This is a genomic window from Streptomyces sp. G45, assembly GCF_049542095.1.
Lineage (GTDB): Bacteria > Actinomycetota > Actinomycetes > Streptomycetales > Streptomycetaceae > Streptomyces.
This window is the reverse complement of record NZ_JBMUZU010000001.1, coordinates 1,043,552-1,069,440: the sequence shown is the minus strand read 5'-3', so window position 1 is coordinate 1,069,440 and position 25,889 is coordinate 1,043,552. Positions and strand designations below refer to the sequence as shown.

The following is a 25,889-nucleotide window of genomic DNA, read 5'->3' as shown; positions in this document are numbered from 1 at the left end:
AGGGGTTCAAAGTGTTCACGGAGTCGGTGGTGTTCACGGTCAGGAGTCTCCTGCGGCTGGCTGGGTGGTGGCCTCATCGGCCGCTGTGAGGGACTGGCGCAGTGCGGTGCGCGCCCTGTGCAGGCGCGACTTCATCGCGGCGTTGCTGAGGCCGAGCATGTCGGCGACGGTCTTGCCGGGCAGGCCCTGCACGTCCCGCAGGATCAGGACCTGTCGCTGCTCCCGGGGCAGCGCGGAGACCGCGGCCGCGATGCGCTCGGCCTCCAGGCCGCGCAGCACCGCGTCCTCGGCGGACGGTTCCGCGGGCGCCTCCAATTCGGTCGGCGCGTCGTCGCGGCGCCGCGAGACGAGCAGCCGTACCTGCCGGAGGCATTCGTGGCGCACGATGCGGAACATCCATGAGGCCAGTGCGCCGGTGGCCCGCAGGGTGCCGATCTTCCGGTAGAGGATGATCATCGCCTCCTGCGCCGCGTCCTCCGCGTCCTGCGGCGAGGCGCACAACGTGCGGGCGAACTTGCGCACGTGCGGCTGCGATGTCATGACGACGGTGGTCAGCGAAGTGACGTCGCCGTCCTGTGCGGCCTTGATCAGCCGCTCGTCCGGCCAGGGGAAGCGTTGGTTCATGTGCTACTCGTCCTCGGGAGGTGCTTCGTACGCGGGGGGGGCTGGTCAGCGTCGGCTCCGGTAGCGCCGCGCCAGGTGCCAGCTGCACGCGCCCACGAGCAGGGCTCCGATCACTATGAGGCCAGCGACCACCATGGGTTTCTTCCTTCCGGTTCTGTCGGCATTCCGGTTCTGTCGGCCCGTTCGGCCGGTACGGGGATAAGAGGCGGGAGGGGCTGGAAAGGATTCACCCTGGGCTGGGCTTGCCTGGCTGAGCTTGCCTGGCCGGGTCTGAGCCTGCCTGGCCTGGCCGGGTCTGAGCTGGCCTGCTTGGGGGCGGCAGGGGAGTGGGGTGGGCCGGGGGTTGGTGAGGGGCGGGGGCCGACGGGGTGCTCGTTCCCAGGGGTGGATCAGGGGCTGGTCAGGGTGATCCCTGATGGCACCGGCGGCCGTGTGCCGCAGAGTTGATGTTGTCGTCGTAGCCCGTCAACGCCGCCGTGGAGAAGCCTCGATGCGTACACGCCTCGCCCTCACCGCCCTCGCCATGGCCACCGCCGTCACCGCGGGTCTGGCGGCGCCCGCGACTGCCGCCGGACCGGACCCCGTGCGGCAGGACCTGGAGACGCTGGTGCGCTCGGGCGAGGCGCCGGGAGCGCTGGCGAGCGTGAAGGACGCCCACGGGAAGTTCCGTACCTACACCGCGGGTGTGGGGGACAGGGACACACAGGCGAAGGTGCCGAGGGACGGTCAGGTGCGGATCGGCAGCGTCACCAAGACCTTCACCGCGGTGACCGTGCTGCAGCTGGTCAGGGAGGGGGAGATCAGCCTGGAAGGCCATGTGGAGGACTATCTGCCGGGCGTCGTCCGGGGCGAGAGCATCGACGGACGCGCCATCACGGTCCGGCAGCTCCTCCAGCACACCAGCGGACTTCCCGACTTTGAGGACGACGTCACCGATGACATCCTCGAGCGCCGCTATCTCTCCCCTCGTGACAGCCTGGACATCGCCCTCACGCACAAGGCCGTCTTCGAGCCCGGCACAAAGTGGTCGTACAGCAACACCAACTACCTGGTCGCCGGGCTGATCGTGCAGAAGGTCACCGGCCGTCCCCTCCCCGAAGTGATCGCCCAGCGCATCCTCAAGCCCACGGGCCTCCGCCACACCTACTTCCCCGCCCCCGGCGAGACCACCCTCCGCGAGCACCACCCCCGGGGATACCGCGAGGATTCCCCGGGAGCCCCCCTGCGCGACGTCACGGAGATCGACCCCTCCGCGGCCTGGGCGGCCGGAGCGATGGTCTCCACCCCCTCCGACCTCAACCGCTTCTACTCCGCGCTGCTGAAGGGCGACCTCCTCGCGGAGCCCCAGCTCAAGGAGATGCTCACCAGCGTCCCCATCAAGACAGGGGAGGACCGGTACGGCATGGGGCTGGGGATCATGAAGGTGCGGTTGTCCAAGGACTGCGTCGTCTGGGGCCACAGCGGTGGCATACCGGGCTACGGCACCTGGGCCGGGGCCACCGAGGACGGCCGCGCCGCCAGCGTCGCGATGACCCGCGAACCGACGACCAGCGAGGCCGTGGCGCACCTGGAAGGAGTCGTGGACGCGGCCCTGTGCCGCCGCTGACGGAACGCCCGTTCCTGGGAGGCGGCAACGCCTTCATGACGTCACGCCTGGTCGGCGGTCGGCGGTCGGCGGTCGGCGGTGACAGCGTCCGCTCGAAGGAGGTCTCCAGGACCAGCGTCGCCTGCGTCCCGGTGACCCCGTCGATGGCGTAGATCCGGCGCAGCACGTCCTGCCACACGTCCTGCGACTGCTCGGTGGTCGCGGGCCTGACCTTCACCAGCACCGAGGCGCTGCCAGCGATGGTGTGCGCCTCCAGGGCCTCGGGGAGCGCGGCGACGTCCTGCGCCGAATCACCCATCCAGCGCGGAGTGCAGGTGCTCGCGCAGGCAGGTGCCGGTGGCGAAGCCGCCCCGTCCCGCGATGGCGTCGACGGACAGGTCGGTGGTCTCCCAGGTCGGTGGTCTCCAGGAGATGCTGGGCCCGGGACACGCGCTGCTGGATCACCCAGCGCCCGGGGCTCATCCCGACCCCCTCGCCGAACCGGCGCGCGAAGGTGCGCAGGCTCATCCGGGCGTGACCGGCGAGTTGCGCCAGCGTCAGCGGCTCGTGGAGGTTCTCCGGCGCCCACTGGCGGGTGGCCGAGGTGCTGCTCGCCGACGGCGGGGGCACCGGGTGCTCGATGTACTGGGCCTGGCCGCCGTCCCGCCAGGGCGGTACGACACAGGCCCTGGCCACGTGGTTGGCGACGGCGGTGCCGTGGTCCCGCCGCACCCGTCGCCGACCTGGTCGCCGCCGGGTCCCCGCGCGCCCACGTCGAGGCCGTCTTCCCGCTCACCGACGCGGCCGAGGCCCACGCCCTGGGCGAGACGGGCCGCACGACCGGAAAGATCGTACTGAGCGTCTCCTGACCCGATCCCCAGCCGTGTCCCGCTTCCGTGAAGGGCCGGGTCCCAGCCACGACGCTCGGACCCCGCATGGCCGCGCCGTCAGGCACGGCCCCGGTGTCAGGCGAGGGTGACCTCGACGGGCAGCTTCTTGATGCCGTTCACGAAGTTGGAGCGCACCCGTGGGACGTCTCCGGCGAGCCTGATGCCCGCCAGGCGCGGGATGAGTTCCTCGAACATGATGCGGATCTCGGTGCGCGCCAGCAGATTGCCCAGGCACAGGTGGGGGCTGCCCTTGCCGAAGGTGACGTGGTCGTTGTCCTCGCGGGTCACGTCGAAGTCGTACGGGTCGCGGAAGACGTCCTCGTCGCGGTTGCCGGAGGCGAACCACATGACGACCTTGTCGCCCTCCTTGACCTGCTTGCCGCCGAGTTCGACGTCACGGGTGGCCGTGCGGCGGAAGTGGTAGACGGGAGAGGCCCAGCGCAGGAACTCCTCCACCGCCCGGGGGATGAGGGAGGGGTCCTCCTGGAGGCGGGCGAGCTGCTCGGGGTGCTGGAGGAGGGCCAGCAGGGAGTGGCTGATGGTGTGGCGGGTGGTCTCGTTGCCAGCGACGACCAGGAGCAGGAAGTAGTTGTCGAAGTCCTGCGCCGAGAGCGGCACCCCGTCGCGCGGGGTCTCGTTCACGAGCCGGGAGATCAGGTCGGTGCCGGTGCCGCCGCGCCGCCGCCGGGCGAGTTCGCGGCCGTAGGCGAAGACCTCCAGGGAGGCGGGCGAGCGGAACGGCAGGTCGCGGTACCGCTCGCTCTCCTCGCTGTCGAGGAGGACGTCGGCGTAGTCGGGGTCGGTGTTGCCGATGATGCGGTTGCCCCAGTCGATGAGCCGCTGGTTGTCCTCAGGGGGCACGTCCAGGAGGCGGGCGAGGACGTTGATGGGGAAGTCGGCGGAGACCTCCCTGACGAAGTCGAAGGTGCCCTTGGGCAGGGCCGCGTCCAGGGTGGTGGCGGTCAGGCCGCGCAGGAAGTCGGCGTAGCTGTTGATGACGCTCGCGCCGAACTGGCGTTGCAGAAGGCTGCGCAGGGCGCGGTGGCGCACGCCGTCCAGCTCCAGGAGGGAGGCGCGCTTGTTGATCTGGTCGTCGTCGACCTCCTCCAGGTTCACGAACCTGGTCGAGGTGAAGGTCTCGGCGTCACGGTCGACGCGGGCGATGTCGGCGTGCCGGGTGACCGCCCAGAAGCCGGAGTTGGGCGCCTCCTCCGGCTGCCAGTGGACGGGGTCCTCGTGGCGCAGGGTGTGGAACATGCGCCACGGTGTGACGCCGTCGGTGAAGTTGTCGAGGTCGGCCAGGTCCACCTCGTCCAGGGGCATCGGCTCGTCCGGGGGCATCGGCTCGTCGATGGCGCCGGACGCGGACGGCGTGGTCGTCACGGAGGTCATGGGGTTCGCTCTCCTCGGCATCACAGGTGGTGGGCGTACTCGGTGAACTCCCAGTCGGTGACGTGCCGATGGAAGCGCGCGACCTCGTCACGCTTGTACGAGAGGTAGGCGGTGGTGAAGTCCTTGCCGAGCACGTCGGTCAGCGCGCTGTCCGCCTCCAGCGCGTCGAGGGCGTCGGACAGGGTCATCGGCAGCAGGGGGACTTGGTGGTGTCGTAGCCGTAGCCCTCCAGCGGGGCGGTGGCTTCCTGACCGGCGAGGACCCCCAGGAGTACGGCCGCGAGGGCGCCCGCGATCAGGAGGTACGGGTTGGCGCTCGCGTCTCCCAGGCGCAGTTCGAGACGGGTGCCGGAGCCGCGTTCCGGCGGGACGCGGACCATGGCGCTGCGGTTGTCGAGGCCCCAGTCGATCAGCCAGGGCGCGAGGGTGTCGGGGCCGAAGCGCTTGTAGGAGTTGACCGTCGGGTTGGCGAGGGCGGCGAGGGCCGGGGCGTGGGCGAGGACACCGGCCACCGCCCGGCGCGCGGTGGCGGACAGGCCGTACGGCCCGGACGGGTCCGCGAAGACGTTCGCGCCCTCGCCGTCCACGCAGGACAGGTGCAGATGGAAGCCCGATCCGCCCGAGCCCTGGAATGGCTTGGCCATGAAGGTGGCGAGGCGGCCCTCCTTGCGGGCCAGCTCCTTGACCGCCGACTTGAAGCGGAAGGCGCGGTCCGCGGCGTCCATGGCGTCGGAGTGGGTCAGATTGATCTCGAACTGCGAGCCGTCGAACTCGTGGTTGCCGCCGCTGATGTCGAGGTCCAGGTCGCGCAGCAGGCGCAGGGTGCGCAGCAGGTGGTTGTCGCCGTCCGCGCGCAGGCCCGCCGTGTAGACGGCGCCGGTGGCGTCGCTGTAGCGGCGCCAGCCCTGCGGGTCTCCGGGCGCCGCGTCGCACAGGAAGTACTCCAGCTCCGGGCCGACGACCGGGTGCAGGCCGTGCTCGGCGCACCGGTCGACCACCGCGCGCAGCAGATCGCGGGGCGACTCCGGCGCGGGCCGCCCGGTGGCCGGGTCGGTGACGTCGCCGAGGCAGCTCGCGACGCCGGGCTCCCAGGGCAGCGCGGTCAGGGTGTCGAGGTCGGGGCGCACGCGGATGTCGGGCAGACCGGCGTCCAGCCCCCCGGGGACCGGGACCACGTCGCCCTGGGGGCTGGTGTGGTAGACGGCGCGGCAGAAGGCGAGGCCGTGCTCGCAGGCCGAGGCCAGGTGGTCGAGCAGGACGTCCCGGGCCCGTTCGGTGCCGGTCAGGTCGGGATAGGTCACCCGGACCACGTCGATGCCCTCGGCGGCGAGGCGCTGCGTGTGGTGGCGGACGGATGGGATGTCGGATGCGCTCACCGGCGTCTCCTCAAAGGGGGAAGTGGGGCGCCTCCCCGGGGCTCGCGGCGCCGGGGGAAACGGGGGAGCGACGGCTTCGGACTGCTGGAGGCGCAGGACACCGGTCGCTTGTTGGTGGCACACGCTAAGGACGCCGGTCAGCGTTGCGCAAGGGTCCCGTCGAAGGAATTTATCCATACGGATAGCTATTGACCGGAGCCTGCCCGGTTCCTATGTTGTTTGATGCCAAACGAGTTGGGGCCGGTGTTCACCGCGCCCTTTGGCCGGGGCCCGGCCCCCGTGGGCACGGGCCCCTCTTCTCCTCTCGCTCCCTTTCCGACGCTGCCCCAGCACCAGGAGGACCGGTCATGCAGGTCGTCGTCGACATGAACAAGTGCCAGGACCACGGCCAGTGCGTCTTCGCCGCCCCCGACGTCTTCCGCTTCGACGACGACGGGCGTCTGGCCTACGCCGCCGAGGTCGACGAGACGCTGCGCGGCGACGTCGAGGAGGCCGCGGACGTCTGCCCGCTGCAGGCCATCCGGATCGAGGGCTGAGCCCGGTGAGCACACCCGTCGTCGTGGCCGGTGCCTCCATGGCCGGTCTGCGCGCCGCCGAGCAGCTGCGCGCCGCGGGCTGGACCGGGCCGATCACCCTCGTAGGTGACGAGCCCCACATGCCCTACAACCGGCCTCCGCTGTCCAAGGAGGCCCTGGCGGGCGAGGCCGCCTTCGACTCGCTCGCCTTCCGGCCCCGGGCCGCCGTGTCCGACGTGCGGTGGCGCCTGGGCACCGCGGTCGTGCGCGCCGACCTCGACCAGCGCGTCGTGGAACTCGACGGCGGCGAGACCCTGTCGTACGGCGGTCTCGTCGTGGCCACCGGCATGCGCGCCCGACGGCTGCGCTGCCCCGGCCCCCTCACCGGGCGGCACACCGTCCGCACGCTGGACGACGCCCGGGGGCTGCGCGCGGCGCTGACCCGGCCGGGGGCGCGCGTGGTCGTGGTGGGCGCCGGGTTCATCGGCTGCGAGGTGGCCGCCACCGCCGTGGCCCTCAGCGCCGCCGAGGTCACCGTGGTCGACCCGCTGCCGCTGCCCATGGTCGGCCCGCTGGGCGAACTGCTCGCCCGGGCGCTGCTCAGGCGCCACGAGCGCAGGGGCGTGCGCTTCGCCCTCGGTACGGGCGTGACCGCCTTCCACGGCCATGACCGGGTCACCGGGGTGGCCCTGGCCGACGGCCGGGTCCTCGCCGCGGACGCGGTGGTGGAGTCGGTCGGCTCCGTGGCCAACACCGAGTGGCTCCGGGGCAACGGCCTGGACCTCTCCGACGGCGTGCTCACGGACGAGCACCTACGGGTCGGCGGACGCCCGGACGTGGTCGCCGTCGGCGACGTCGCACGCTTCCCGAACCCCCGGTACGACGGCGTTCCGCGCCGCGTCGAGCACTGGTCCATGCCCACCGACACGGCCAGGCACGCCGCGAAGGCGCTCACCGCGCACCTCACCGCGCACCTCACCGGCGGCGACGGCGGCGGCCTCGCGCCGTTCGCGCCGCTGCCGACCTTCTGGAGCGACCAGCACGACTTCCGCCTCCAGTCCTTCGGCGCCCCGGCCCTCGGCATGGACGACGTACGCGTCCTGGACGGCGACCCCAACGGGGACGTCCTGGTCGGCTACCACCGGGCGGGCCGCCTGGTCGGCGTCGTCGCCCTGGGCGGCCGGGCCGTCGCGACGGCCGCCGTGCGCTACCGCGCCGAACTCCTCAAGCAGCCCTCGCTCACCCCGTGAGGGACCCTCTCGCTCCCCCGTGAGGACCCCTCTCCCTCGCCGCGTGAGGGACCTCTCGCTCACCCCGTAAGGAACCTCCTCGCTCACCCCGTAAGGATCCCAAGTGGCCCGTGTCCGTGGATACTTCCACCCCAAGACGGCGACCGGCACCTCGTCGCTGATCCCCTCGCCGCCGTGGCACTACTCCGGCGACCTGCTGACCGTCGAGTACCGCACCGACCCGTCCCGTGTGCGCGAACTCCTGCCCGAACCCCTGGAGCTGGCCGACGAGGACCCCGGCGCCGTCGCGCTGATCTGGGCCGACTGGCAGTCCTGCGCCGCATCGGGGCAGGAACTGCTCGACCCGGTGCTCGCCCAGTACAAGGAGGCGTTCGCGGTCGTGCGCTGCGCGTACCAGGGGCGGACCTACACGCGCTGCGTGTACATCTGGGTCGACAAGGACTTCGCCATCGCCCGGGGACTGCACCAGGGCTATCCGAAGAAGCTCGGCTCCATCCACCAGACCCGCCCGCACCCGTACGGCCCCGCGCCCCGCATCGAGGCCGGAGCCCGCTTCGGCGCGACCCTCGCCGCCGCGGACCGGCGCCTGGCCCAGGCCGTCGTCACCCTGCGCGAACCGTCCGGGACCAACGGCTTCGTCAACGGCCACCCGATGGCCCACCACCGCTGGCTGCCCTCCATCGAGAAGGGCGGGGGCCTGGCCCTGGACGAACTGGTCGAGTCCGGCGCCGCCTCCGTCGAGGGCGGTCAGCCCTGGGTGGGCGAGGCCGATCTCGACCTGTTCGCGTCCCCCACCGAGGAGCTGGCCCGGCTGGAGGTCCGCGAGCCGATCGCCGCCTACTACCGGCAGATCGGCGTGGTGTGGGACGGCGGCCGCCTCCTTGAGTCGAACACCTCCGGCGCCCAGTGAGCCCCCGCCGCACCGACCACGAGGACCGTGAGGCCCACGAGGAGCGTCAGGAGCACGAAGGCCGTGAGGCCCAAGAGGACCGGCACGAGCACGAGGACCGTGAGGACATGAGCGAACACACCACCACCGTCGCCGGGGTCGCCGTCGACACCCGGCACTGGATCGGCGGCGAACGCGTCGCGTCCACCGAGACCTTCGCCGACACCTCCCCCATCGACGGCGGCACCCTCGGCGAGATCGCCCGGGGCACCCCGTCGGAGGCCGCCGCGGCGGTCGCCGCCGCCAAGGCCGCCTTCCCCGCCTGGGCCGCCACCCCGCGCGCCGAGCGCGCCCGCGTCCTGCACGCCATCGCGGACGGCGTCGAGCGACGGCTCGAAGAGCTGGCCGCCGTGGAGACGGCCGACAACGGCGCCCTCCTGCGCTCCCACCGCCGCGGCGTCATGCCCCGCGTCGCGCACAACTTCCGCTTCTTCGCCGACTGGCTGCTGCGGCTCGGCCACGAGGACTTCGACACCCGCGGCCACACCAACCACGTCAGCTGGGACCCGGCCGGGCCCTGCGTGCTGATCACCCCGTGGAACGCGCCGCTGATGCTGGCCACCTGGAAGGTCGCTCCGGCCCTCGCGGCCGGGAACACCGTGGTCCTCAAGCCCGCCGAGTGGTCGCCGCTGACGGCCTCGCTGCTCGCCGACATCGCCGCCGAGGCCGGGCTCCCCGCCGGTGTCCTCAACGTCGTCCAGGGGTACGGCTCCGAGGTCGGCGACGCCCTCACCTCCCACCCGGACGTGCGCCGCATCAGCTTCACCGGATCCGTGCCCACCGCCCGGCACATCGCCGCGTCCGCCGCGGCCAACCTCACCCCGCTCAGCCTGGAACTCGGCGGCAAGTCCCCGCTGCTCGTCTTCGCCGACGCCGACCTGGACCTCGCCGTCGACCTCGCCGTCGAGCAGTACGACAACGCCGGGCAGGTCTGCCTGGCCGCCACCCGCGTCCTGGTGGAGGAGACGGTGGCCGAGGAGTTCACCCGCCGCTTCGTCGACAGGGCGGCACGCCTGAAGCAGGGCGACCCGCGCGACGAGGCCACCGACATCGGCCCCACCATCCACCCCCGCCAGCTGGAGCGGATCGACGGCTTCGTGCGGCGGGCGCTCGCGGCCGGGGCCCGCGCCGTCATCGGCGGACACCGGGGCGAGGGGCAGTACTACGTCCCGACCCTCCTCACCGATGTCGCCCAGGACTCCGAGATCGTCCAGGAGGAGGTCTTCGGCCCCGTCCTGACCCTGCAGACGTTCACCGACGAGGACGAGGCGGTGCGCCTGGCCAACGACACCCGCTTCGGCCTCGCCGCCACGGTCGCCACCGGCGACGCCGAGCGCGCCGAACGGGTCAGCGCACGGCTCGTCGCGGGCACGGTCTGGGTCAACTGCTTCTTCGTCCGGGACCTGCGGGCACCGTTCGGCGGCTCCCGCCACTCCGGCGTGGGCCGCGAGGGAGGCACCTGGAGCTTCGACTTCTACTGCGACCTCAAGAACACCGTCACCGCGCCGAAGGGATGGCAGGACCATGGGTGAGATCGTCGGTGCGGGCCTGCTCGCGCACGTGCCCACCATCATGCTGCCCGAGGAGACCAGGCGGCAGCTCAACCAGGGCAGGGAGATCACCCTCGTCACCGGCCTGCGGCAGCTGCGCCAGGACGTCTTCGAGCGCGACGACTACGACACCGTCGTGGTCCTTGACTCCCACTGGGCGACCACCGTCGAGTTCGTCGTCACCGCCCAGCGGCGCCGCGCGGGCCTGTTCACCTCCGAGGAGCTGCCGCGCGGCATGAGCCGCATCCCCTACGACTACCCCGGCGACCCCGAACTCGCCGACAACGTCGCCTCGTTCGCCGACAAGCACGGCACCTGGATCACCGCGATCGACGACGCGTACCTGCCGGTCTACTACGCCACGATCAACCTGTGGAAGTACCTCGGCGAGGGCCTGCCGGACAAGCGCTGGGTGACCATCGGCGTCTGCCAGACCGGCGACATGGAGGACCACCTGCGCCTGGGCCGCGCCCTGGCCGACGGCATCGCCGCCACCCCCGGCCGACGCGTGCTGCTGATCGCCTCCGGCGCCCTGTCGCACACCTTCTGGCCGCTGCGCGAACTGCGCGACCACGAGTCGAGCGACCCGGCGCACATCGTCACCCCCGAGGCGCGGGCGGCCGACCTGGAGCGGATCGCCTGGTTCAAGGAGGGCGGCCACGACAAGGTCATCGACACCATGGACACGTTCTGGCGGCACCGGCCCGAGGCCAGGTTCTTCCACTACCTGATGATGGTCGGCGCCCTCGGCGAGCGGGCGTGCACGGCCAGGGCCCGCCAGTACGGCGCGTACGAGAACTCGATCGGCACCGGCCAGGTCCACCTCTGGTTCGACCGCCCGCACGGCGGCTGGACGGCCTAACCCCCCGCCTCCTCAGCCCCCCCGGAAAGGCTTCCGCCATGCCCGAGTACCGCCGCATCCTCCTCGACGGCGCCGCCGTGGAGACCCGTCGTGACGGTGACGAACTGGTCGCCGGTGACGGTCGGCGCGTCGCGATCGCCGACGCCCGCCACCTGCCGCCCGTCGTCCCCTCGAAGGTGATCGCCGTCCACCTCAACCACCGCAGCCGGGTGGAGGAGTTCCAGATCGACCTGCCCGACACCCCCACGTACTTCCACAAACCGACCTCGGCGCTCACCTCCCACCAGGGCGCGATCGTCCGCCCCGAGGGCTGCCGCTGGCTCAACTACGAGGGCGAGGTCGCCATCGTCATCGGCAGGACCGCGCGCAACATCTCCCCGGCCGAGGCGGGCGGACACATCGCTGGCTACACCGTGGCCAACGACTTCGGCCTGCACGACTTCCGCGACACCGACGCGGGCTCCATGCTCCGCGTCAAGGGCTCCGACACCCTGTGCCCGCTCGGCCCCGGCCTTGTCACCGACTGGGACTTCCACGGCAAGCGGCTGCGGACCTACGTCAACGGAGAGGTCGTCCAGGACGGCTCCACCGACGAGATGACGTGGGACATGCACTACCTCGTCGCCGACATCGCCCGCACCATCACCCTGTACCCCGGCGACGTACTGCTGTCCGGCACCCCGGCCAACTCCCGGCCCGTCCAGCCCGGCGACGTCGTCGAGGTGGAGGTCGACGGGCTCGGTCGGCTCACCAACCACGTCGTCACCGGACCGACCCCCGTCCGGGCCGACGTGGGGGCCCAGCCCACGGAGTCGGAGGAGGTGCTGTCCACCGCGCTCGGCGGCGACTGGGAGTTCCGCGGCATCCGGCCGCCGAAGCGCTGACCGGCCGCCGAGGCGCTGACCTGCGCCCCGGTAGGGTCGGCCCCATGACCGACCCGGCCCGGCCCGCCGACGAGCGCGGCCCCCGCAAGCGCGTGACGAACTACGGGACGGGCCGGGTGGCCCTCCTCGACGCCGCCGTACGCGTGGTGGCGCGGGGCGGGCTGCGCAAGCTCACCTACCGGGCCGTCGCCCAGGAGGCGGGCGTCACCCACGGGCTCGTCGTGCACCACTTCGGTTCGCGCGACGCGCTGATCGAGGAGGCCGTCACCCACGCGATCCGCTCCTCGCTGGCCAGCAGCGCGCTCGACATCGGCACGGGCAGCCTGGCCGACTTCTCCGCCGGTCTCGTGCACATGGTGGAGTCCGGCCCCGAACTGCAGGCGTTCCAGTACGAGTTGCTTCTGGAGGCCCGGCGCAGGCCCGAGCTGCTGTCCCATCTGCGCAGCCTCTACGAGGAGTACTTCGAGGCCACCCGGCGCGAACTGGACCGCGTCCTGCCCGGCCCGGTGGGCCGCGGCATGTCCCGGCTGGTCTTCGCCGCGCTGGAGGGCCTGGTGCTGCACCAGCTGGTGTTCGGCGAGCGCGAGGTCACCGAGGAGGCGCTGGCGGAGCTGAGGGGCCTGCTGGCGGGTCTCGCGGGGGAGCCGGACGAGCACTGACCGGTGCCGCCGGGGGCGGGGCGCGGGGTGCGGGTTGCGGGTCGTCGGCCGTCCGGGGCGCGGAATCCGGGCCTCGGGTACGTCGCGGGGCGCGGGTCTCGTTCATGTCCTGACGTACGGCGCCCGGGCGCCGCCCATGTTCGGGCGCGCGGCGACCGGGCCGCGGTCACGTCCGCGTAAAGATCCGTACGGCGTCCGGTCCTCCCGTCCCCCAACCCCTTGCCAAGTGGATAGTTGCGCCCCACGATGAGGCAACTCGTTTGGCCCGAAACGACCTCCCTCTCCTCTGGCAGGTGAATCCGAGTGGACAGTCAGACGGCGTCCGCCGAGCGGACCGTACGGGCCGCCCCCACGACAGCCACCCTCAAACCCGACGCCCTGGGCGTCCTGGGCATCCTCTTCTTCGTCCTGTCCGGTCAGGCCCCGCTCACGGGCATCGCGGGCGCCGCCCCGATGTCGGTCGCCATCGGCAACGGCTCCGGCACCCCCGCGGCCTACGTGGTGGCGGGCGGAGTGATCCTGCTGTTCTCCGTCGGGTTCATCGCGATGGGCCGCCACGTGGTCGACGCCGGTGCCTTCTACACGTACATCGGCATGGGCCTGGGCCGGGCCGTCGGCGCCGGCAGCGCGAGCGTCGCCCTGTTCGCCTACTGCGTCATCCAGGCGGCGATGTACGGCCTGTACGGCTCGATCGTCAGCGGCCTCCTCGACGACCACACGCCGCTGCACGTCCCGTGGTGGGTCTGCGCCCTGGTCACCATGGCCGTGGTGCAGGTCCTCGGCGCCGCGGGCATCGAGATGGGGGCGCGGGTCCTGGCCGTGTTCGTGCTCGCCGAGTTCGGCATCCTGCTGCTCTTCGGCCTGGTCACCCTGTGCAACGGCGGCGGACCAGAGGGGCTCGGGGTGGCCGACAGCTTCTCGCCCTCGGCCGCGCTGCACGGCGCGCCGGGCGTGGCCGTGATGTTCGCCCTGGCGTCGATGTTCGGCTTCGAGGCCACCGCCATCTACGGCGAGGAGGCGAGGAACCCGAAGAAGACGGTGCCGCGGGCCACGTACCTCTCGGTGCTCGTGGTCACCGGCTTCTTCACTCTCACCTCGTGGACGCTGATCTCGGCCCACGGCGCCTCGAGGGCGCCGGGCGCGGCGAACGCGGCCCTGGCCGACGGCGACTCCGCCGGTTTCGTCTTCGCGCCCGTGGCCGACCTGCTCGGCGGCTGGGCCGACGGCGTGCTGCCCGTCCTCCTGGCCACCTCCCTGTTCGCCGGTGTGCTCACCTTCCACAACTCCGCCAACCGCTATCTGTTCTGCCTCGGCCGCGACGGCCAACTGCCCGCCGCGCTGTGCCGACTCAACGCCCGGCACGCCCCGTGGATCGCGGGCCGGGCGCAGACCGTCATCGCCGTACTCCTGGTCGCGCCGTTCGCGCTGGCCGACGAGGACCCGGTGCTCACCCTCTTCTCCTGGTTCAGCGGGCTCGCCGTCCTGGCGATGATGCTGCTCTACCTGCTGACCTCGGTGTCGGTCGTGGTGTTCTTCCGCCGCCGACGGGCGGACACCAGGCTGTGGAACACCCTGGTCGCGCCCGTGCTGGGCGCGCTCGGCATCGCGGGCGCCATCTGGCTCATCCTGGCCAACTTCACCACCCTCATCGGCGGCGCGGCGAGCACGGCGCTGTGGCTGGTCCTTTCCGTGCCCGTCGTCATGGTGCTCGGCGTGGCCCGCCACCAGGTCCGCCGCCGCGCCACTCCCGGCACCGGCTGACGCCCCGCGCCGTTGGCGCGCCCCCGGCCGACCGGACGCGCCAACGGCACCGCCCAGCCGCCCCCTTCCCTTCCCCTGCACCCCGTGGTCTGGAGGACCGCATGACCCACCCCACCCACGCCGCATGGCTCCGCCGGGCCGAGGCGCTGGATCCGGCCGACACACACCTGATCGACGGTGCCGACGAACCCGGTGGCGGCGGCACGTTCCCCGTGGTGTCACCCCGTGACGGCCGGGTGCTGGCCGAGGTCGCCGACGCGGGGACGGCCGAGGTCGACGCCGCCGTCGCCGCCGCCCGCCGCGCGTTCGACGACGGCCCCTGGCCGCGTCTCGCGCCCGCCGAACGTGGCCGCGTCCTGCTGCGGTTCGCCGACCTCCTGGAAGAGCGGCGAGCGGAGCTGGCGCTCACGGTCAGCCTGGAGATGGGCAAACCCGTCACCGACGCCCACGACATCGAGATGCGGGCCGTCATCAGCACCTTCCGCTGGTACGGCGGGCTCGCCGACAAGCTCACCGACGAGTCCCCGCACACCGCGCCCGACGCCCTCGCCCTCGTCACCCGGGAGCCCGCCGGTGTCATCGGCGCCGTCGTCCCGTGGAACTTCCCCCTCACCCTCGCGGGCTGGAAGGTGGCCCCGGCGCTGGCCGCCGGATGCACGGTCGTACTCAAGCCCTCGGAGAACTCGCCGCTGTCCGCGCTGCTGCTCGGACGCGTCGGAGTGGAGGCCGGGCTGCCGCCGGGTGTGCTCAACGTCGTGGCCGGACACGGACCGGTGGCCGGGCGGGCCCTCGGGCTGCACCCGGACGTCGACGTCCTCGCCTTCACGGGCTCCACCGCCGTCGGCCGCCACTTCCTGCGCTATTCCGCCGACTCCAACCTCAAGCGGGTCTGGCTGGAGCTGGGCGGCAAGTCGCCCAACATCGTCCTGCCCGACGCCCCCGACCTGGACGAGGCCGCGGCCACGGCCGCCTGGGGCATCTTCTTCAACCAGGGCGAGATGTGCACGGCCCCCTCCCGGCTGCTGGTGCACGCCTCCGTCGCCGAACGGGTCACCGAGGCCGTCGTGGCGCGCGCCCGCGCGCTGCGCGTGGGCGACCCCCTCGACCCCGCCACCGAGATGGGGGCCCTGGTCGGCGAGGACCACCTCGGCCGCGTGCTCGACCACGTCCGCACGGCCGTCGACGACGGCGCCCGCCTGCGCACGGGCGGCGCCCGCACCTGTACCGGCACCGGCGGCGCCTACCTCGAACCGACCGTCTTCGACCGGGTCGCCCCGGACAGCCGCCTGGCCCGTGAGGAAGTCTTCGGCCCCGTCCTGTCCGTCATCGCGTTCGACGACCTCGACGAGGCCGTCGCCCTCGCCAACGCCACCGAGTACGGCCTCGCGGCCGGGCTGTGGACGTCCGACCTGTCCACCGCCCACACGGTCGCCCGCGCGCTCAGGGCCGGAACGGTGTGGGTGAACTGCTACGAGGAGGGCGACCTGACCGTGCCCTTCGGCGGAATGAAGCAGTCCGGCAACGGACGCGACAAGTCCGCCCACGCCCTGGAGAAGTACACCGAACTGAAGACCACGTGGATACGGCTGTGACCCACCGCCCGCTCATCGCGATCCCCGCCCGCTTCGCCGCCACCACCTCCGCCCTGCGCCACGCCGCCGAAGTCAACGCCCGAGCCCTGATCGACGCCGTGTGGCGGGCGGGCGGCGAGCCCGTCACCCTCCACCCGCACGCTCCCCGCGGCGAGGCCGACCCCGCCGAGGTCGCCGCCCGCCTCTCCCGGTTCGACGCGCTCCTCCTCCCTGGCGGCGGCGACATCGCCCCCCACCGCTACGGGGCGGCCCACACCCACGAGGCCGTCTACGACGTGGACGACGAACAGGACGCGTTCGACCTGGAACTCGCCCGGCAGGCCCTCGCGAGCGCGGTGCCGCTACTGGCCGTCTGCCGGGGTCTCCAGGTGGTCAACACGGTCCTGGGAGGCACCCTGCACCAGGACATGGGCGGCCCCGCACGCGATCACCGCCATCTGCGCCACCCCGTCTCCTTCACCCCCGGCTCCGCCCTGCCCCGCATCACCGGCGCCGACAAGACCGAGGCGTCCTGCTACCACCACCAGCACGTGGACCGGCCGGGGGAAGGGCTGACCGCCACCGCCCGGGCCGCCGACGGCACGATCGAGGCCCTCGAACTCCCGGAGCACGACGGCTGGTTCCTGGCCGTGCAGTGGCACCCCGAGGACACCGCCCATCACGACCCGGTCCACCAGCGCCTCTTCGACGCGCTGGTACAAGCCGCACGGAAGACCCCCTGAGGCCCTGCCCCTGCCCCGGCTGGCCCTCACCGTCCGAGCGGGGCGTCCGTGGCATGGGGCATCGGGTCCTTGCGCGGCTACCTCCTGGAGGAGGTGCTGGCCTGGCTGCAGTTTCGCGCGACGCGCGGTCATCCGTTCCAGCAGCTCGGGGTCCGCATGGACCGGATGGTGGAAAGCCACCCGGCCACGGCGAGCGGGAGCCGACAGCCTTGGCCCCTGTCAAAGCACGCACTGGTAAACGGAGTGTCAGTGAGCCTCGCCCAGGATTCCGGCCCCGGGGCGCTGCCCGTAGGGATGGGTAACAGCGGTACGTCAAGGCCGACACGGCCCCGGGGAGGCTGTGGCCGCCCTGCCTCGATCGCACCGAGGCTCCGGCCGTCAGGTGAGTCGCGTGAACTGCCAGGAGGGGCGCCTGAGGACCACGATGCCTACGGCGAGTGCCCAGTAGACAACCAGCGCCGCAGTCAGGGCGGTATTGCCCCAGCCGACGGCACTGTAGAAGTCAGCCGCGTCCGTCCCGAAGAACAGCGATGGTATGAAGGCGAGGTTGACCGCCGAGACGGCATAGGCCAAGCGCCCGGTCCAGCGCGGCAGCACCCCGCTGCGCAGGATCGCGTATCCGGCGGCCATCAGCAGGACCGCCGTCAGGAGCCGGGCCACCGACCCGTGCAGGAGCATGTTCGCGTGGGCGAGTGTGCCGTCGACGGTCGGGTCCATGGTCCCGTCGGGATTCTCCAGGACGGTCCCCGCCTCGATGGACGCGGCGACCAGAGTGACGGTGACATAAGCCAGCCCAGAGCCGAACACCAGGCTCGCCAGCCACTCGAACCCGGTGCCCCCGCCCCGGATCAGATGGCGCAGGCCCGTCAGGAAGACCAGAAGCGCGCCGCAGGTCAGGATGTTCAGCAATATCCTGGCGAGCACGTTCGAGGCCGGTGGCGCCCCGGAGTACACGAAGTACAGCGGGACGCCGACCGCAGCCAGTACCCCGGCGGTGATGCCGCACAGGCCCATCAGCTGTCGTATGCGGATGTCATCCATGACGTTCTTCCTTGTCTGGTGCGGAAAGGGAGTTGGCGTGGGCTCGGGCCTCGATGCCATCGAGCAGGCGCTGAATACCGAGGTGGACGATCGGCGTGACATCGCCGTCCTCCGCTTCGTCGAGCCCGTCCCCGCCTGTCAGCGAGCTCAGCGTGGGGAACTGCTCCGGGTCCAGCCGCTCGGCCAGGACCTGGCCGTATGCGGCAGCGCCTGCGGGATCGAGTTCGGTGGCCACTCGCGCCAGGTCGCGTACAGCACTGGAGATGAAGGTGGCGAGCGGAATGAGTTCTCCGCGGTCGAGGCCTGCGCGGTGGAGCGGGCTCAGCAGCGCCTCGAACCACGCCAGTTCGTTCGGCCCGACCGGTGCGCTGAACGTGGGCGCCTGCAGGATCCAGGGGTGGCGGAGATAGAGACCCCACAGGGCGTCCACCCATCCTTCGATCTCGGAGCGCCAAGCTGTGGCCGCTGCTGGTGCGGGTGGGCGGCCAGTAGCGGCGTCGGTCATAGCCGCGAGGAGCTGGTTCTTGCTCGGGATGTGCCGGTAGAGCGCCATCGCGGTACAGCCCAGTTCGGAGGCGATGCGTTGCATCGACAGTGCGTCCAGTCCCTCGACTTCGGCGAGAGCGATGGCTGTCTCCACGATCAGCTCGGCGCTGAGCCGGGCGCGATGCTCCTCGGCATGGTCGGGAGTGGCGCGCCACAGGAGGTCTGCGACAGCGCTCAGGTCGATCGTGCGTTTGCCACGCCTGGCGTGATCTGCGGGCGGCATGGGCCTCTCCCCTCGATGTGTTTACACCATACACAATGTATATGCCGTAAACACTGGTTCCCGCACCCGGCCCGAGACCAGGCATCCCGTCAGGGTGCCGTCGCGGTACATGCCGGATCTGCTGTGGCAGGGCCTCTGCTGTGATCACCGCGACCTGCGGCGGGCCCTCCGGCCGTCGTCGCAAGCGAGGTGTACGTGTCTACTGCGGTGGTGCCGGAAGGGCGGGGCGGGCGGGTGAGTCGAACCAGTGGCCGAACTCGGGGGCAGGGCGCGTTGCGGTTGCCGCGCGCCTGGGTCGTGCCTGTGTCCGCGCCCCCGCGTCGTACACCGCGGCGGGCGAGCGGTACCTCACCGGCGCTGGCATCGCGCGATCCTCCGCGCGGATCGACCGGATCTCCCTCACGACGTGAGGATGGATGCTCACCGGTGAACCCGCGCCCACCGGACCCGCACGCCGGGACGCGAAGCCGCCCGATTCCCCCGTCGCGGCGATCGACGACCCGGCGCTTCCGGAGGTGCTGACCGAGCTGGCGGCGCGCGCGGACGAGAGGGACGCCGACACCGTCAACCGGGAGCTGTCCATCGCGCGCAAGACGATCGGCTGGTGGCACCGCCAGGGTTGGATCGAGTGCGATCCGACGATCGGCATCGAACGGCGGCCGACGCCGCCGGACCGCACCAGGGCTCTCGCGGAGAATCAGATCGCTGCCCTGTGGCGCCTCGACGTCGCACTGCGGGAGAAGACGCGGTGGAAGATGCTCGATGAGTCCGCCGCACGGGCCGACGAGGTGCTGTGCCTGAACGTGGGAGACCTGTACCCGCAGGACAAGCGGGGGAGGATCACCGCCAAGGGCGGGGCGATCGAATGGATTCACCGGCAGCCCGGCACCGCCCAGCTCCTGGCCCGCCCCATCGCCCGCCGCACCCGCGGCCCGCTGTTCCTCACCGACCGCAAGGCCCCGGCCGGAATACCGACGCTCGACGTGTGCCCCGAGACTGGCCGGGCCCGGCTCTCCTACCGCCGCGCTGAGGAGATCTTCGAGGAGCACACCCGCTGCTGGCCAACCCCCTCGGCTCCCCGGCGATCGGATACGACCAGCCGCCCGCGCTCAGGACGGTGACGGCCCGAGCGTTGCGCGGCAGCCGACTCAGGTCGCTGGACGGCTTCCGGCCGGCGTAGCGACGGCCACCGACGATAACCAGCCCGAGGGCGGCAGGGCGCACGGGCGCCGTCCGCCGCCGCGCGCGGGCGCCCGCGTCCTCGCCTGCATCGCATGCGCGTGCGCCTGGTGACGCAGGTACATCGCCACCTGGCACAGGACGCCGCTGCACCAGGCCCCCCAGCATGCTGTCGGCCGAGTCGTCCGTGAGCGCCAGGGCAGCCAGGCCGAGTTGGGCGCGCGGCGGCGGCCAGCAGGTCCGGGACATCGGTCGTGGGATGAAGGTCGGCGAAGGGCTCCGTGTTGCGGACATCGAGCGTCGCGCCGTACGCGACGCAGGCTGGTGTAGTGCCTGCCCGACGTGTGCTGGCCGTGCCGCCGCACCAGGCCGGTAGCCAGCAGAGGGGAGACGGCGGTGGATCACTCGCCGTGAATCTGGCTGCCGCCGTATGGTCCAAGACGAATGAGCCCGAATCGGGTCAGGGCGCCTATTCGCCTACGTAAACCAGACACAGAACTGGCCTCTCTCATGGTGGCCCGTCGGTGCACTCGCGGAAGCCGATGTGCTGCGACGGGCACTGGACGCCCTGTGTCGCAAGCTGGACGGCAAGGCGGCTGTGGCCAAGACGGCGCGGCGTAAGAGGGCTGCGTTCAACGAAGTACTCAACAGTGCAGTGGAGAAAGTTTACTTCGGGGGCAACCTCCTCAACGGGCTCAGGTGGAACGCTCCAGCCGTCAACGAGGAGGTGGACCCGACTGCCGTCCCCAATCCGGCCCAGGTCGCCCGGCTCCTCGTAGCGGTTGCCCAGCAGCGCGGACGCGGTCCTCACCTGGAGGCGTTCTTCGGCTGCATGTACTACGCGGCCATGCGGTCCGCTGAGGTCATCCACCTGCGGCTCGAACAGTGTCACCTCCCCAAGACCGGTTGGGGGATGCTCAACCTGTCGGGCGGCGTCGTCACCGCGGGAAAGGACTGGACGGACGACGGCGCGGTGCACGAGGTGCACTCGCTCAAGCGCCGTGCGGCTACCGCGACCCGACCCGTGCCGATCCCCTCGCAGTTCGTGCGCATCCTCCGCGCGCACATCGAACGTTTCGGCGTGGCGCCGGACGGGCGGCTGTTCCGGAACCAAGCCAGGCAACTACGTGGACGCAGCCGCGTACGGCACAACCTGGGCGCGGGCGCGGAAGCACGTCCTGACGCGCACGGAACTCGCCTCAGGGCTGGCCAAGCGGCCTTACGGTCTCCGACACGCTGGCATCTCGTTCTGGCTCTACTCCGGTGTGGACCCGGCCGAATGCGCTCGCCGCGCGGGCCAGAGCATCGAGGTCTTCTTCCGTCACTACGCCAAGTTCCTGGACGGACTCCGGGAGCAGCCCAACCGCCTCATCGAGCAGTCGATGAAGGAATGGGACCGCGTCAGCCAGGGCGGGGCACCTGCGGGATGAGTCGGGGTTTGGTCCGCCACTGGTCCGGAACAGTTGGTCAGATGGTCAGAAGGGGGATAGCGGTGGGAGGAACTGGGAGGCACAACGCAATCCGGGCTCTGCGCTGAGCGGGCCGAATGGAAGGCGCCTGACGGGCAGAAGGCCAGGTCAGACGCCTTTTTGTACCCCTAGAAGAAGCCGAGCTTCTTCGGCGAGTACGACACCAGGAGGTTCTTCGTCTGCTGGTAGTGCTCCAGCATCATCTTGTGCGTCTCGCGGCCGATGCCGGACTGCTTGTAGCCGCCGAACGCCGCGTGCGCCGGGTACGCGTGGTAGCAGTTCGTCCACACGCGGCCCGCCTGGATCGCGCGCCCCGCGCGGTACGCGGTGTTGATGTCGCGCGTCCACACCCCGGCCCCCAGGCCGTACAGCGTGTCGTTGGCGATCTTTATGGCGTCGTCGAAATCGTTGAACGACGCCACGGAGACGACCGGACCGAAGATCTCCTCCTGGAAGATCCGCATCCGGTTGTCGCCCTCGAAGATGGTGGGCTGCACGTACCAGCCGCCCGCCAACTCCCCGTCGTACTCCACGCGCTGGCCGCCCGTGAGGACCTTCGCGCCCTCCTGCTGCCCGATATCGAGGTAGGAGAGGATCTTCTCCAACTGGTCGTTGGAGGCCTGTGCGCCGATCATCGTGTCCGTGTCGAGCGGGTGGCCCGGCTTGATGAGTTCCGTGCGGGCGATCGCCGCCTCCAGGAACTCGCTGTAGTGACCGCGCTGGATGAGCGCCCGCGACGGGCACGTACAGACCTCGCCCTGGTTGAGCGCGAACATCGTGAAGCCTTCGAGCGCCTTGTCGCGGAAGTCGTCGTCCGCGGCCCACACGTCGTCGAAGAAGATGTTCGGGCTCTTGCCACCGAGTTCCAGCGTCACCGGTTTGATGTTCTCCGAGGCGTACTGCATGATCAACCGCCCCGTCGTGGTCTCCCCGGTGAACGCCACCTTCGCCACCCGCGGGCTCGACGCCAGCGGCTTGCCCGCCTCCACGCCGAAGCCGTTGACGACGTTCACCACGCCCGGCGGCAACAGGTCGCTCACCAGGCTCAGCCACACATGGATCGACGCGGGCGTCTGCTCCGCGGGCTTGAGGACGACGGCGTTACCGGCCGCGAGCGCGGGAGCCAGCTTCCAGGTCGCCATCAGGATCGGGAAGTTCCACGGAATGATCTGCGCGACCACGCCCAGCGGCTCGTGGAAGTGGTACGCCACCGTGTCCTCATCGACCTCGCCAAGCGACCCCTCCTGCGCGCGGATCACGCCCGAGAAGTAGCGGAAGTGGTCGATGGCCAGCGGAATGTCCGCGGCCAGCGTCTCACGCACCGGCTTGCCGTTCTCCCAGCTCTCGGCCACCGCGAGCTGTTCGAGGTTGGCCTCCATGCGGTCGGCGATCTGCCGGAGGATCGCCGCACGCTCACCCACGGACGTACGGCCCCACGCGGGCGCGGCCGCGTGCGCCGCGTCGAGCGCCCGCTCCACGTCCTCGGCCGTGCCCCGGGCGATCTCGGTGAACGGCTGCCCGTTGACCGGACTCGGATTCTCGAAGTACTGCCCACGGGCCGGTGGCACGTACTCGCCACCGATGAAGTGGTCGTACCGGTCCTGATAGGAGACGACCGCACCCTCCGTACCGGGCGCCGCGTAACGGGCCATGTTGACTGCCTCCCCGGGAACGCTGCCCTCCGTTGGGCAGCTCTCGGCCGGGAGGCTAGGCACGGGGAGGTTGCAAGTACGTTGCGCTGGTCGGGGTCGGGGTCGGGGTCGGGGTCGGGGTCGGGCTCGGGGTCGGGGTCGGGGCCGAGGGGCAGGGGGGTGGGGTGGGATTGAGGGTGGCCTGGGGTGTGGCGGGCGTTCGGTGGGGGAGAGGGCGGGCCCGGGCCCCGGGGTGCCTGGTGGCGTGGCTTACCGGTTACCGGTTACCGGTGTGTGGTCGGTTGGGTGGCGGCACCGACAACTCGGCGTCGAGCGCCCGCAGCCTCGCCACCACCGGCGCGGTCGGCCGGACCGCCGCCAGCGCCCGCCACACCTCCACGTCGTCCTCACCCCACGGCGCGTGCACCCAGTCCGACAGCAGATCCGGGTCCCCGCGCGCGATGAGCGCCGCCCGCACCTGGTCGGCGAGCCTCCGCCGCAGCCGGACCACCGCCGGTGCCCCCGAACTCGGCAGCAGCGGACCCGCGTACACGGACACCGCCGCCGTCACCGCCCCGCAGCCCAGCCGCCGCTCCACCACGTCCGCGTCCACCGCGACCGGCACCGCCAGGCGGTACGGACGCGACCGCAGCACATCCGCCCCGAGCAACTGCCGCAACCGCGCCAGCTCCGCCCGCAACGTCACCGGCGTCACCGACTCGTCCTCATACAGCGCGCACAGCAGTTCGTCACCGCTCAGCCCCTCGGGATGACGGGCCAGCAGCAGCACTATCTCACTGTGCCGTCGGCTCAGCCGCTGCTTGCGGCCACCCATGAGCAGCAGGGCCTCGTCCCGTCCGAGCGCCGCCAGCTCCAGTGAGTCCTGCGGGCCGTCCGCCGGGGCGAGGAGCGCCAGCTGGGACTCGGCGGCCCGCGCCACGGCCTGTACGAAGGCCAGGCTGTGCGGATGGGCGAGGCCGTCCCCGCCGGTGATGTCCACGGCCCCCAGCACCCGCCCACTGCGCGGGTCGTGCACCGGCGCCGCCGCGCACGTCCACGGCTGGACCTTGCGCACGAAGTGCTCCGTGGCGAACACCTGCACCGGGCGGTCCACGGCCACCGCCGTTCCCGGAGCGTTCGTGCCCATCGCCGACTCCGCCCAGCGCGCACCCGGTACGAAGTTCATCCGCCCGGCCCGTGCCCTGGTCGTGGGGTGCCCCTCGACCCACAGCAGCCTGCCGTGCGCGTCGCACACCGCGAGCAGGTGCTCCCCGTCCTTGGCGAAGCCGCCCACCAACTCTCGGAACAGCGGCATCACCAGGGACAGCGGGTGCTCGGACCGGTAGGCGCCCAGATCCCCGGCCGTCAGCTCGACCGACGCTCCGCTGCCCTCCGGGCTCACCCGGGCGCGCATCGACCGTCGCCACGAGTCGGCCACCACGGATCGCACCGGCCGGGCCACCGTTCCGGCCGCGGTGAACCGCTCATGGGCCCGACGCACCTCCCGCACCCGCTCGACGGGGTCGGCACCCGGCTCCAGGGCCACCCATGGATCGGTCAACTCGGCCTCCCGGGACGGCGACGACAGCGGCGCGGTGCTGCCATCGTCGTCCTGGGAACCGGAGCCGACAAGCGCCCGCGTGCCAGCGTCTACGGGTCTGCTGGGCCGCCGGTTCGGCGTGACGGCGGGTTGGCTGCCCCACGGTTGGCGGTCAGGGCCACCGCGTCGCGGCCGGAGCCAGCCGGGCCTGCGGCCTGGCCCGCCCAGGGCTCAGATGGAGTTGACGATGCGGATGTAGCGAGACCAGTCCCAGTACCGGCCCGGGTCGGTGTGGTCGGCGCCGGGGACCTCGACGTGGCCGATGATGCGCTCGCGGTTCTTGGGGATGCCGTACTTGTCGCAGATCGCCGCGGTCAGCGCGGCCGACGACTCGTACATGGCGTCGGTGAAGTACTCCGGTTTGTCCACCCATCCTTCGTGCTCGATGCCGATGCTCTGCGTGTTGTAGGTCCAGTTGCCCGCGTGCCAGGCGACGTTCCGCTCGCGGACGCACTGGGCGACGTGCCCGTCCCGGGAGCGGACCACGTAGTGCGCGGACACTTTCTTCGCCGGGTTCTTGAAGATCGCGAGGGTGTCCGCATAGGTCTCCTGCGTGACGTGGATGACGACGTACTTGACCGGATAGCTGCTGGGGCGGCTGGAGGCGGTGTAGTTGGATGAGCTGGCAGGGACCCATTCGGCCGGTGGGTAGTCGTCCGTGCGGGGCCCCGCACTGGCGCTGGGGGCGGTCAGGAGTGCGGCCGGGACGACCGCGAGGGCCGCGCCCTGGAGGAGTCTGCGCCTGCTCGGCAGGGCCGAACGTGCGGTGCTCTGCGGGTCGTTGGTCGCTCGGTGTCGTGCGTGTTCCATGGCTGGTGTGCCCTCTCGGTGGGGGGAGTGGCTGGACGTCACGGCGCGCCGGGGTCCGGTCGGCACGGTGGGGCATGCCGGGAGGACTTCAACGCGCGTGGATGTCTGGACCTTGCGGGGAGAGCTTCATATCTCGTGGGGCGCGGTGAGATGCGGTACACAGTGGCGCGGCGCGCTCGCCCGACGGACGTTCATGAGCTCGTCGCGGGCGCTCGCTGACGGTGCCTGCACAGTGTGGGCGGCGAACGGGGGCGCGTCCAGATCGTTGAAGACGAAATCCCTCACGAGGGCTCGCCTGAGCCTGAGTTGGCTGGTGCCGTGGGCCTCCGGCCAGCGGCAGACAGGGCTGGTCGGCATGGCGGGCGAGGCGGAGTCCGGCCCTGGGCGCGACTTGACGGCGGCCGTGTCTGGTGGCGGCTCGGTGATCACAACGATGTTCATAGCGCACCCGGTGACCGCAGCGCGGGTTTGGGCAGGGTCTGGGCGGGCGGCGTGTCCGCGGTGTGCGGTGTGCGGTGTGCGGTGTGCGGTGTGCGGTGTGCGGTGTGCGGTGTGGCGGCTGGCCTGGCGCGTGCGATGAGCGTCGCGCGCGGTCGATGAGTGCGCGGCTTTGACTTGGTGTCCCCCGACATGTGAATCCCCCGATCCGCGTGAGCCCGATGCCCCGTCACCAGCGCGGAAGGCGGCTCACGCGAATTACGTTACGGGCCTGGCGGGTTGGGGTGGAAGAGCCTGCGGCGCATCTGTGCACGGCCGTGTGACTGTGGAAAACTTCGCCAC

At 71.6% G+C, this 25,889-nt stretch carries 20 protein-coding genes and 4 pseudogenes; 14 read left to right on the top strand and 10 right to left on the bottom strand.

What is annotated here, in order from left to right; translation table 11 throughout:
• Nucleotides 1–39 precede the first annotated feature (39 nt).
• Nucleotides 40–624, bottom strand: coding sequence for an RNA polymerase sigma factor (locus tag ACOBQU_RS04470; protein ID WP_423624592.1), 585 nt, complete (start codon nucleotides 622–624; stop codon nucleotides 40–42).
• Nucleotides 625–1,114: 490 nt separating this feature from the next.
• Here ACOBQU_RS04470 and ACOBQU_RS04465 point away from each other — a divergent pair, with 490 nt between their 5' ends.
• Nucleotides 1,115–2,230: a serine hydrolase domain-containing protein gene (locus ACOBQU_RS04465; protein ID WP_423624591.1), complete on the top strand. Its 1,116-nt coding sequence runs from the start codon at nucleotides 1,115–1,117 to the stop codon at nucleotides 2,228–2,230.
• Between the two features lie 82 nt (nucleotides 2,231–2,312).
• On the opposite strand, the pseudogene ACOBQU_RS04460 reads toward ACOBQU_RS04465, so the two are convergent.
• Nucleotides 2,313–2,531 (bottom strand): annotated as a pseudogene (locus ACOBQU_RS04460) (Lrp/AsnC ligand binding domain-containing protein); the annotation flags it as partial.
• A pseudogene (locus ACOBQU_RS04455) lies at nucleotides 2,521–2,941 on the bottom strand (helix-turn-helix domain-containing protein); the annotation flags it as partial. The pseudogenes ACOBQU_RS04460 and ACOBQU_RS04455, both read right to left, overlap by 11 nt.
• A 2-nt stretch (nucleotides 2,942–2,943) precedes the next feature.
• Here ACOBQU_RS04455 and ACOBQU_RS04450 point away from each other — a divergent pair.
• Nucleotides 2,944–3,078, top strand: a pseudogene (locus ACOBQU_RS04450) (zinc-binding dehydrogenase); the annotation flags it as partial.
• A gap of 96 nt (nucleotides 3,079–3,174) precedes the next feature.
• On the opposite strand, the gene ACOBQU_RS04445 reads toward ACOBQU_RS04450, so the two are convergent.
• Nucleotides 3,175–4,440 (bottom strand): cytochrome P450, encoded by a 1,266-nt coding sequence (locus ACOBQU_RS04445; protein WP_423634244.1) that lies wholly within the window; start codon nucleotides 4,438–4,440, stop codon nucleotides 3,175–3,177.
• 71 nt (nucleotides 4,441–4,511) lie between these two features.
• Nucleotides 4,512–5,866, bottom strand: a pseudogene (locus ACOBQU_RS04440) (glutamine synthetase family protein).
• 347 nt (nucleotides 5,867–6,213) lie between these two features.
• Between ACOBQU_RS04440 and ACOBQU_RS04435 the strand changes: the two are divergent.
• The 10 genes from ACOBQU_RS04435 (at nucleotide 6,214) to ACOBQU_RS04390 (ending at nucleotide 16,610) form a co-directional block, all read left to right on the top strand.
• Nucleotides 6,214–6,402: a ferredoxin gene (locus ACOBQU_RS04435; protein ID WP_423624590.1), complete on the top strand. Its 189-nt coding sequence runs from the start codon at nucleotides 6,214–6,216 to the stop codon at nucleotides 6,400–6,402.
• Nucleotides 6,403–6,407: 5 nt separating this feature from the next.
• A complete protein-coding gene (locus tag ACOBQU_RS04430) occupies nucleotides 6,408–7,631 on the top strand; it encodes an NAD(P)/FAD-dependent oxidoreductase (protein WP_423624589.1) in 1,224 nt (407 codons plus the stop codon).
• Nucleotides 7,632–7,734: 103 nt separating this feature from the next.
• The gene (locus tag ACOBQU_RS04425) at nucleotides 7,735–8,541 is read left to right on the top strand and encodes an acetoacetate decarboxylase family protein (RefSeq protein WP_423624588.1); all 807 of its coding nucleotides are present in this window, start codon (nucleotides 7,735–7,737) and stop codon (nucleotides 8,539–8,541) included.
• Between the two features lie 107 nt (nucleotides 8,542–8,648).
• Entirely contained in the window at nucleotides 8,649–10,112 is a 1,464-nt protein-coding gene (locus ACOBQU_RS04420; RefSeq protein ID WP_423624587.1) for an aldehyde dehydrogenase, read from the top strand.
• A complete protein-coding gene (locus tag ACOBQU_RS04415; RefSeq protein WP_423624586.1) occupies nucleotides 10,105–10,992 on the top strand; it encodes a 3,4-dihydroxyphenylacetate 2,3-dioxygenase in 888 nt (295 codons plus the stop codon). Before ACOBQU_RS04420 ends, ACOBQU_RS04415 begins: the two co-directional genes overlap by 8 nt.
• A gap of 38 nt (nucleotides 10,993–11,030) precedes the next feature.
• Nucleotides 11,031–11,876, top strand: a complete 846-nt coding sequence (locus ACOBQU_RS04410; RefSeq protein ID WP_423624585.1) for a fumarylacetoacetate hydrolase family protein — start codon at nucleotides 11,031–11,033, stop codon at nucleotides 11,874–11,876.
• A gap of 44 nt (nucleotides 11,877–11,920) precedes the next feature.
• Complete coding sequence (locus ACOBQU_RS04405; RefSeq protein ID WP_423624584.1) at nucleotides 11,921–12,535, top strand: TetR/AcrR family transcriptional regulator; 615 nt, start codon at nucleotides 11,921–11,923, stop codon at nucleotides 12,533–12,535.
• 303 nt (nucleotides 12,536–12,838) lie between these two features.
• Nucleotides 12,839–14,296 carry an APC family permease gene (locus ACOBQU_RS04400; RefSeq protein WP_423624583.1) on the top strand — a complete coding sequence of 486 codons (1,458 nt, stop codon included), beginning with the start codon at nucleotides 12,839–12,841 and terminating at the stop codon, nucleotides 14,294–14,296.
• A gap of 101 nt (nucleotides 14,297–14,397) precedes the next feature.
• Complete coding sequence (locus ACOBQU_RS04395; RefSeq protein ID WP_423624582.1) at nucleotides 14,398–15,888, top strand: aldehyde dehydrogenase; 1,491 nt, start codon at nucleotides 14,398–14,400, stop codon at nucleotides 15,886–15,888.
• The gene (locus ACOBQU_RS04390) at nucleotides 15,885–16,610 is read left to right on the top strand and encodes a gamma-glutamyl-gamma-aminobutyrate hydrolase family protein (protein ID WP_423624581.1); all 726 of its coding nucleotides are present in this window, start codon (nucleotides 15,885–15,887) and stop codon (nucleotides 16,608–16,610) included. Before ACOBQU_RS04395 ends, ACOBQU_RS04390 begins: the two co-directional genes overlap by 4 nt.
• 378 nt (nucleotides 16,611–16,988) lie before the next feature.
• Here ACOBQU_RS04390 and ACOBQU_RS04385 read toward each other — a convergent pair whose 3' ends face one another.
• On the bottom strand, nucleotides 16,989–17,651 hold the full coding sequence (locus tag ACOBQU_RS04385; protein ID WP_423624580.1) for a hypothetical protein: 663 nt from the start codon (nucleotides 17,649–17,651) through the stop codon (nucleotides 16,989–16,991).
• Nucleotides 17,644–18,420, bottom strand: a complete 777-nt coding sequence (locus tag ACOBQU_RS04380; protein WP_423624579.1) for a TetR/AcrR family transcriptional regulator — start codon at nucleotides 18,418–18,420, stop codon at nucleotides 17,644–17,646. Before ACOBQU_RS04380 ends, ACOBQU_RS04385 begins: the two co-directional genes overlap by 8 nt.
• Before the next feature lie 416 nt (nucleotides 18,421–18,836).
• Here ACOBQU_RS04380 and ACOBQU_RS04375 point away from each other — a divergent pair, with 416 nt between their 5' ends.
• Both ACOBQU_RS04375 and ACOBQU_RS04370 read left to right on the top strand, forming a co-directional pair.
• Nucleotides 18,837–19,541, top strand: a complete 705-nt coding sequence (locus ACOBQU_RS04375; RefSeq protein WP_423624578.1) for a hypothetical protein — start codon at nucleotides 18,837–18,839, stop codon at nucleotides 19,539–19,541.
• A 1,185-nt stretch (nucleotides 19,542–20,726) separates the two neighbouring features.
• Nucleotides 20,727–21,029 carry a hypothetical protein gene (locus ACOBQU_RS04370; RefSeq protein ID WP_423624577.1) on the top strand — a complete coding sequence of 101 codons (303 nt, stop codon included), beginning with the start codon at nucleotides 20,727–20,729 and terminating at the stop codon, nucleotides 21,027–21,029.
• Nucleotides 21,030–21,196: 167 nt separating this feature from the next.
• Here ACOBQU_RS04370 and ACOBQU_RS04365 read toward each other — a convergent pair whose 3' ends face one another.
• The 3 genes from ACOBQU_RS04365 to ACOBQU_RS04355 all read right to left on the bottom strand — a co-directional run bounded on the left by ACOBQU_RS04365 (nucleotide 21,197) and on the right by ACOBQU_RS04355 (nucleotide 25,109).
• Nucleotides 21,197–22,720: an aldehyde dehydrogenase family protein gene (locus ACOBQU_RS04365; RefSeq protein ID WP_423624576.1), complete on the bottom strand. Its 1,524-nt coding sequence runs from the start codon at nucleotides 22,718–22,720 to the stop codon at nucleotides 21,197–21,199.
• Nucleotides 22,721–22,976: 256 nt separating this feature from the next.
• Nucleotides 22,977–24,260, bottom strand: a complete 1,284-nt coding sequence (locus tag ACOBQU_RS04360) for a GAF domain-containing protein (protein WP_423624575.1) — start codon at nucleotides 24,258–24,260, stop codon at nucleotides 22,977–22,979.
• A gap of 210 nt (nucleotides 24,261–24,470) precedes the next feature.
• The gene (locus tag ACOBQU_RS04355) at nucleotides 24,471–25,109 is read right to left on the bottom strand and encodes an N-acetylmuramoyl-L-alanine amidase (protein ID WP_423624574.1); all 639 of its coding nucleotides are present in this window, start codon (nucleotides 25,107–25,109) and stop codon (nucleotides 24,471–24,473) included.
• Nucleotides 25,110–25,889 lie beyond the last annotated feature (780 nt).

Excerpts from the sequence above, each read along its gene's own strand:
- ACOBQU_RS04470 (WP_423624592.1), bottom strand. The coding sequence starts at position 624 with ATGAACCAACGCTTCCCCTGGCCGGACGAGCGGCTGATCAAGGCCGCA.
- ACOBQU_RS04465 (WP_423624591.1), top strand. The coding sequence starts at position 1,115 with ATGCGTACACGCCTCGCCCTCACCGCCCTCGCCATGGCCACCGCCGTC.
- ACOBQU_RS04445 (WP_423634244.1), bottom strand. The coding sequence starts at position 4,440 with ATGCCCCCGGACGAGCCGATGCCCCTGGACGAGGTGGACCTGGCCGAC.
- ACOBQU_RS04435 (WP_423624590.1), top strand. The coding sequence starts at position 6,214 with ATGCAGGTCGTCGTCGACATGAACAAGTGCCAGGACCACGGCCAGTGC.
- ACOBQU_RS04420 (WP_423624587.1), top strand. The coding sequence starts at position 8,649 with ATGAGCGAACACACCACCACCGTCGCCGGGGTCGCCGTCGACACCCGG.
- ACOBQU_RS04415 (WP_423624586.1), top strand. The coding sequence starts at position 10,105 with ATGGGTGAGATCGTCGGTGCGGGCCTGCTCGCGCACGTGCCCACCATC.
- ACOBQU_RS04410 (WP_423624585.1), top strand. The coding sequence starts at position 11,031 with ATGCCCGAGTACCGCCGCATCCTCCTCGACGGCGCCGCCGTGGAGACC.
- ACOBQU_RS04405 (WP_423624584.1), top strand. The coding sequence starts at position 11,921 with ATGACCGACCCGGCCCGGCCCGCCGACGAGCGCGGCCCCCGCAAGCGC.
- ACOBQU_RS04395 (WP_423624582.1), top strand. The coding sequence starts at position 14,398 with ATGACCCACCCCACCCACGCCGCATGGCTCCGCCGGGCCGAGGCGCTG.
- ACOBQU_RS04385 (WP_423624580.1), bottom strand. The coding sequence starts at position 17,651 with ATGGATGACATCCGCATACGACAGCTGATGGGCCTGTGCGGCATCACC.
- ACOBQU_RS04380 (WP_423624579.1), bottom strand. The coding sequence starts at position 18,420 with ATGCCGCCCGCAGATCACGCCAGGCGTGGCAAACGCACGATCGACCTG.
- ACOBQU_RS04375 (WP_423624578.1), top strand. The coding sequence starts at position 18,837 with ATGCTCACCGGTGAACCCGCGCCCACCGGACCCGCACGCCGGGACGCG.
- ACOBQU_RS04365 (WP_423624576.1), bottom strand. The coding sequence starts at position 22,720 with ATGGCCCGTTACGCGGCGCCCGGTACGGAGGGTGCGGTCGTCTCCTAT.
- ACOBQU_RS04355 (WP_423624574.1), bottom strand. The coding sequence starts at position 25,109 with ATGGAACACGCACGACACCGAGCGACCAACGACCCGCAGAGCACCGCA.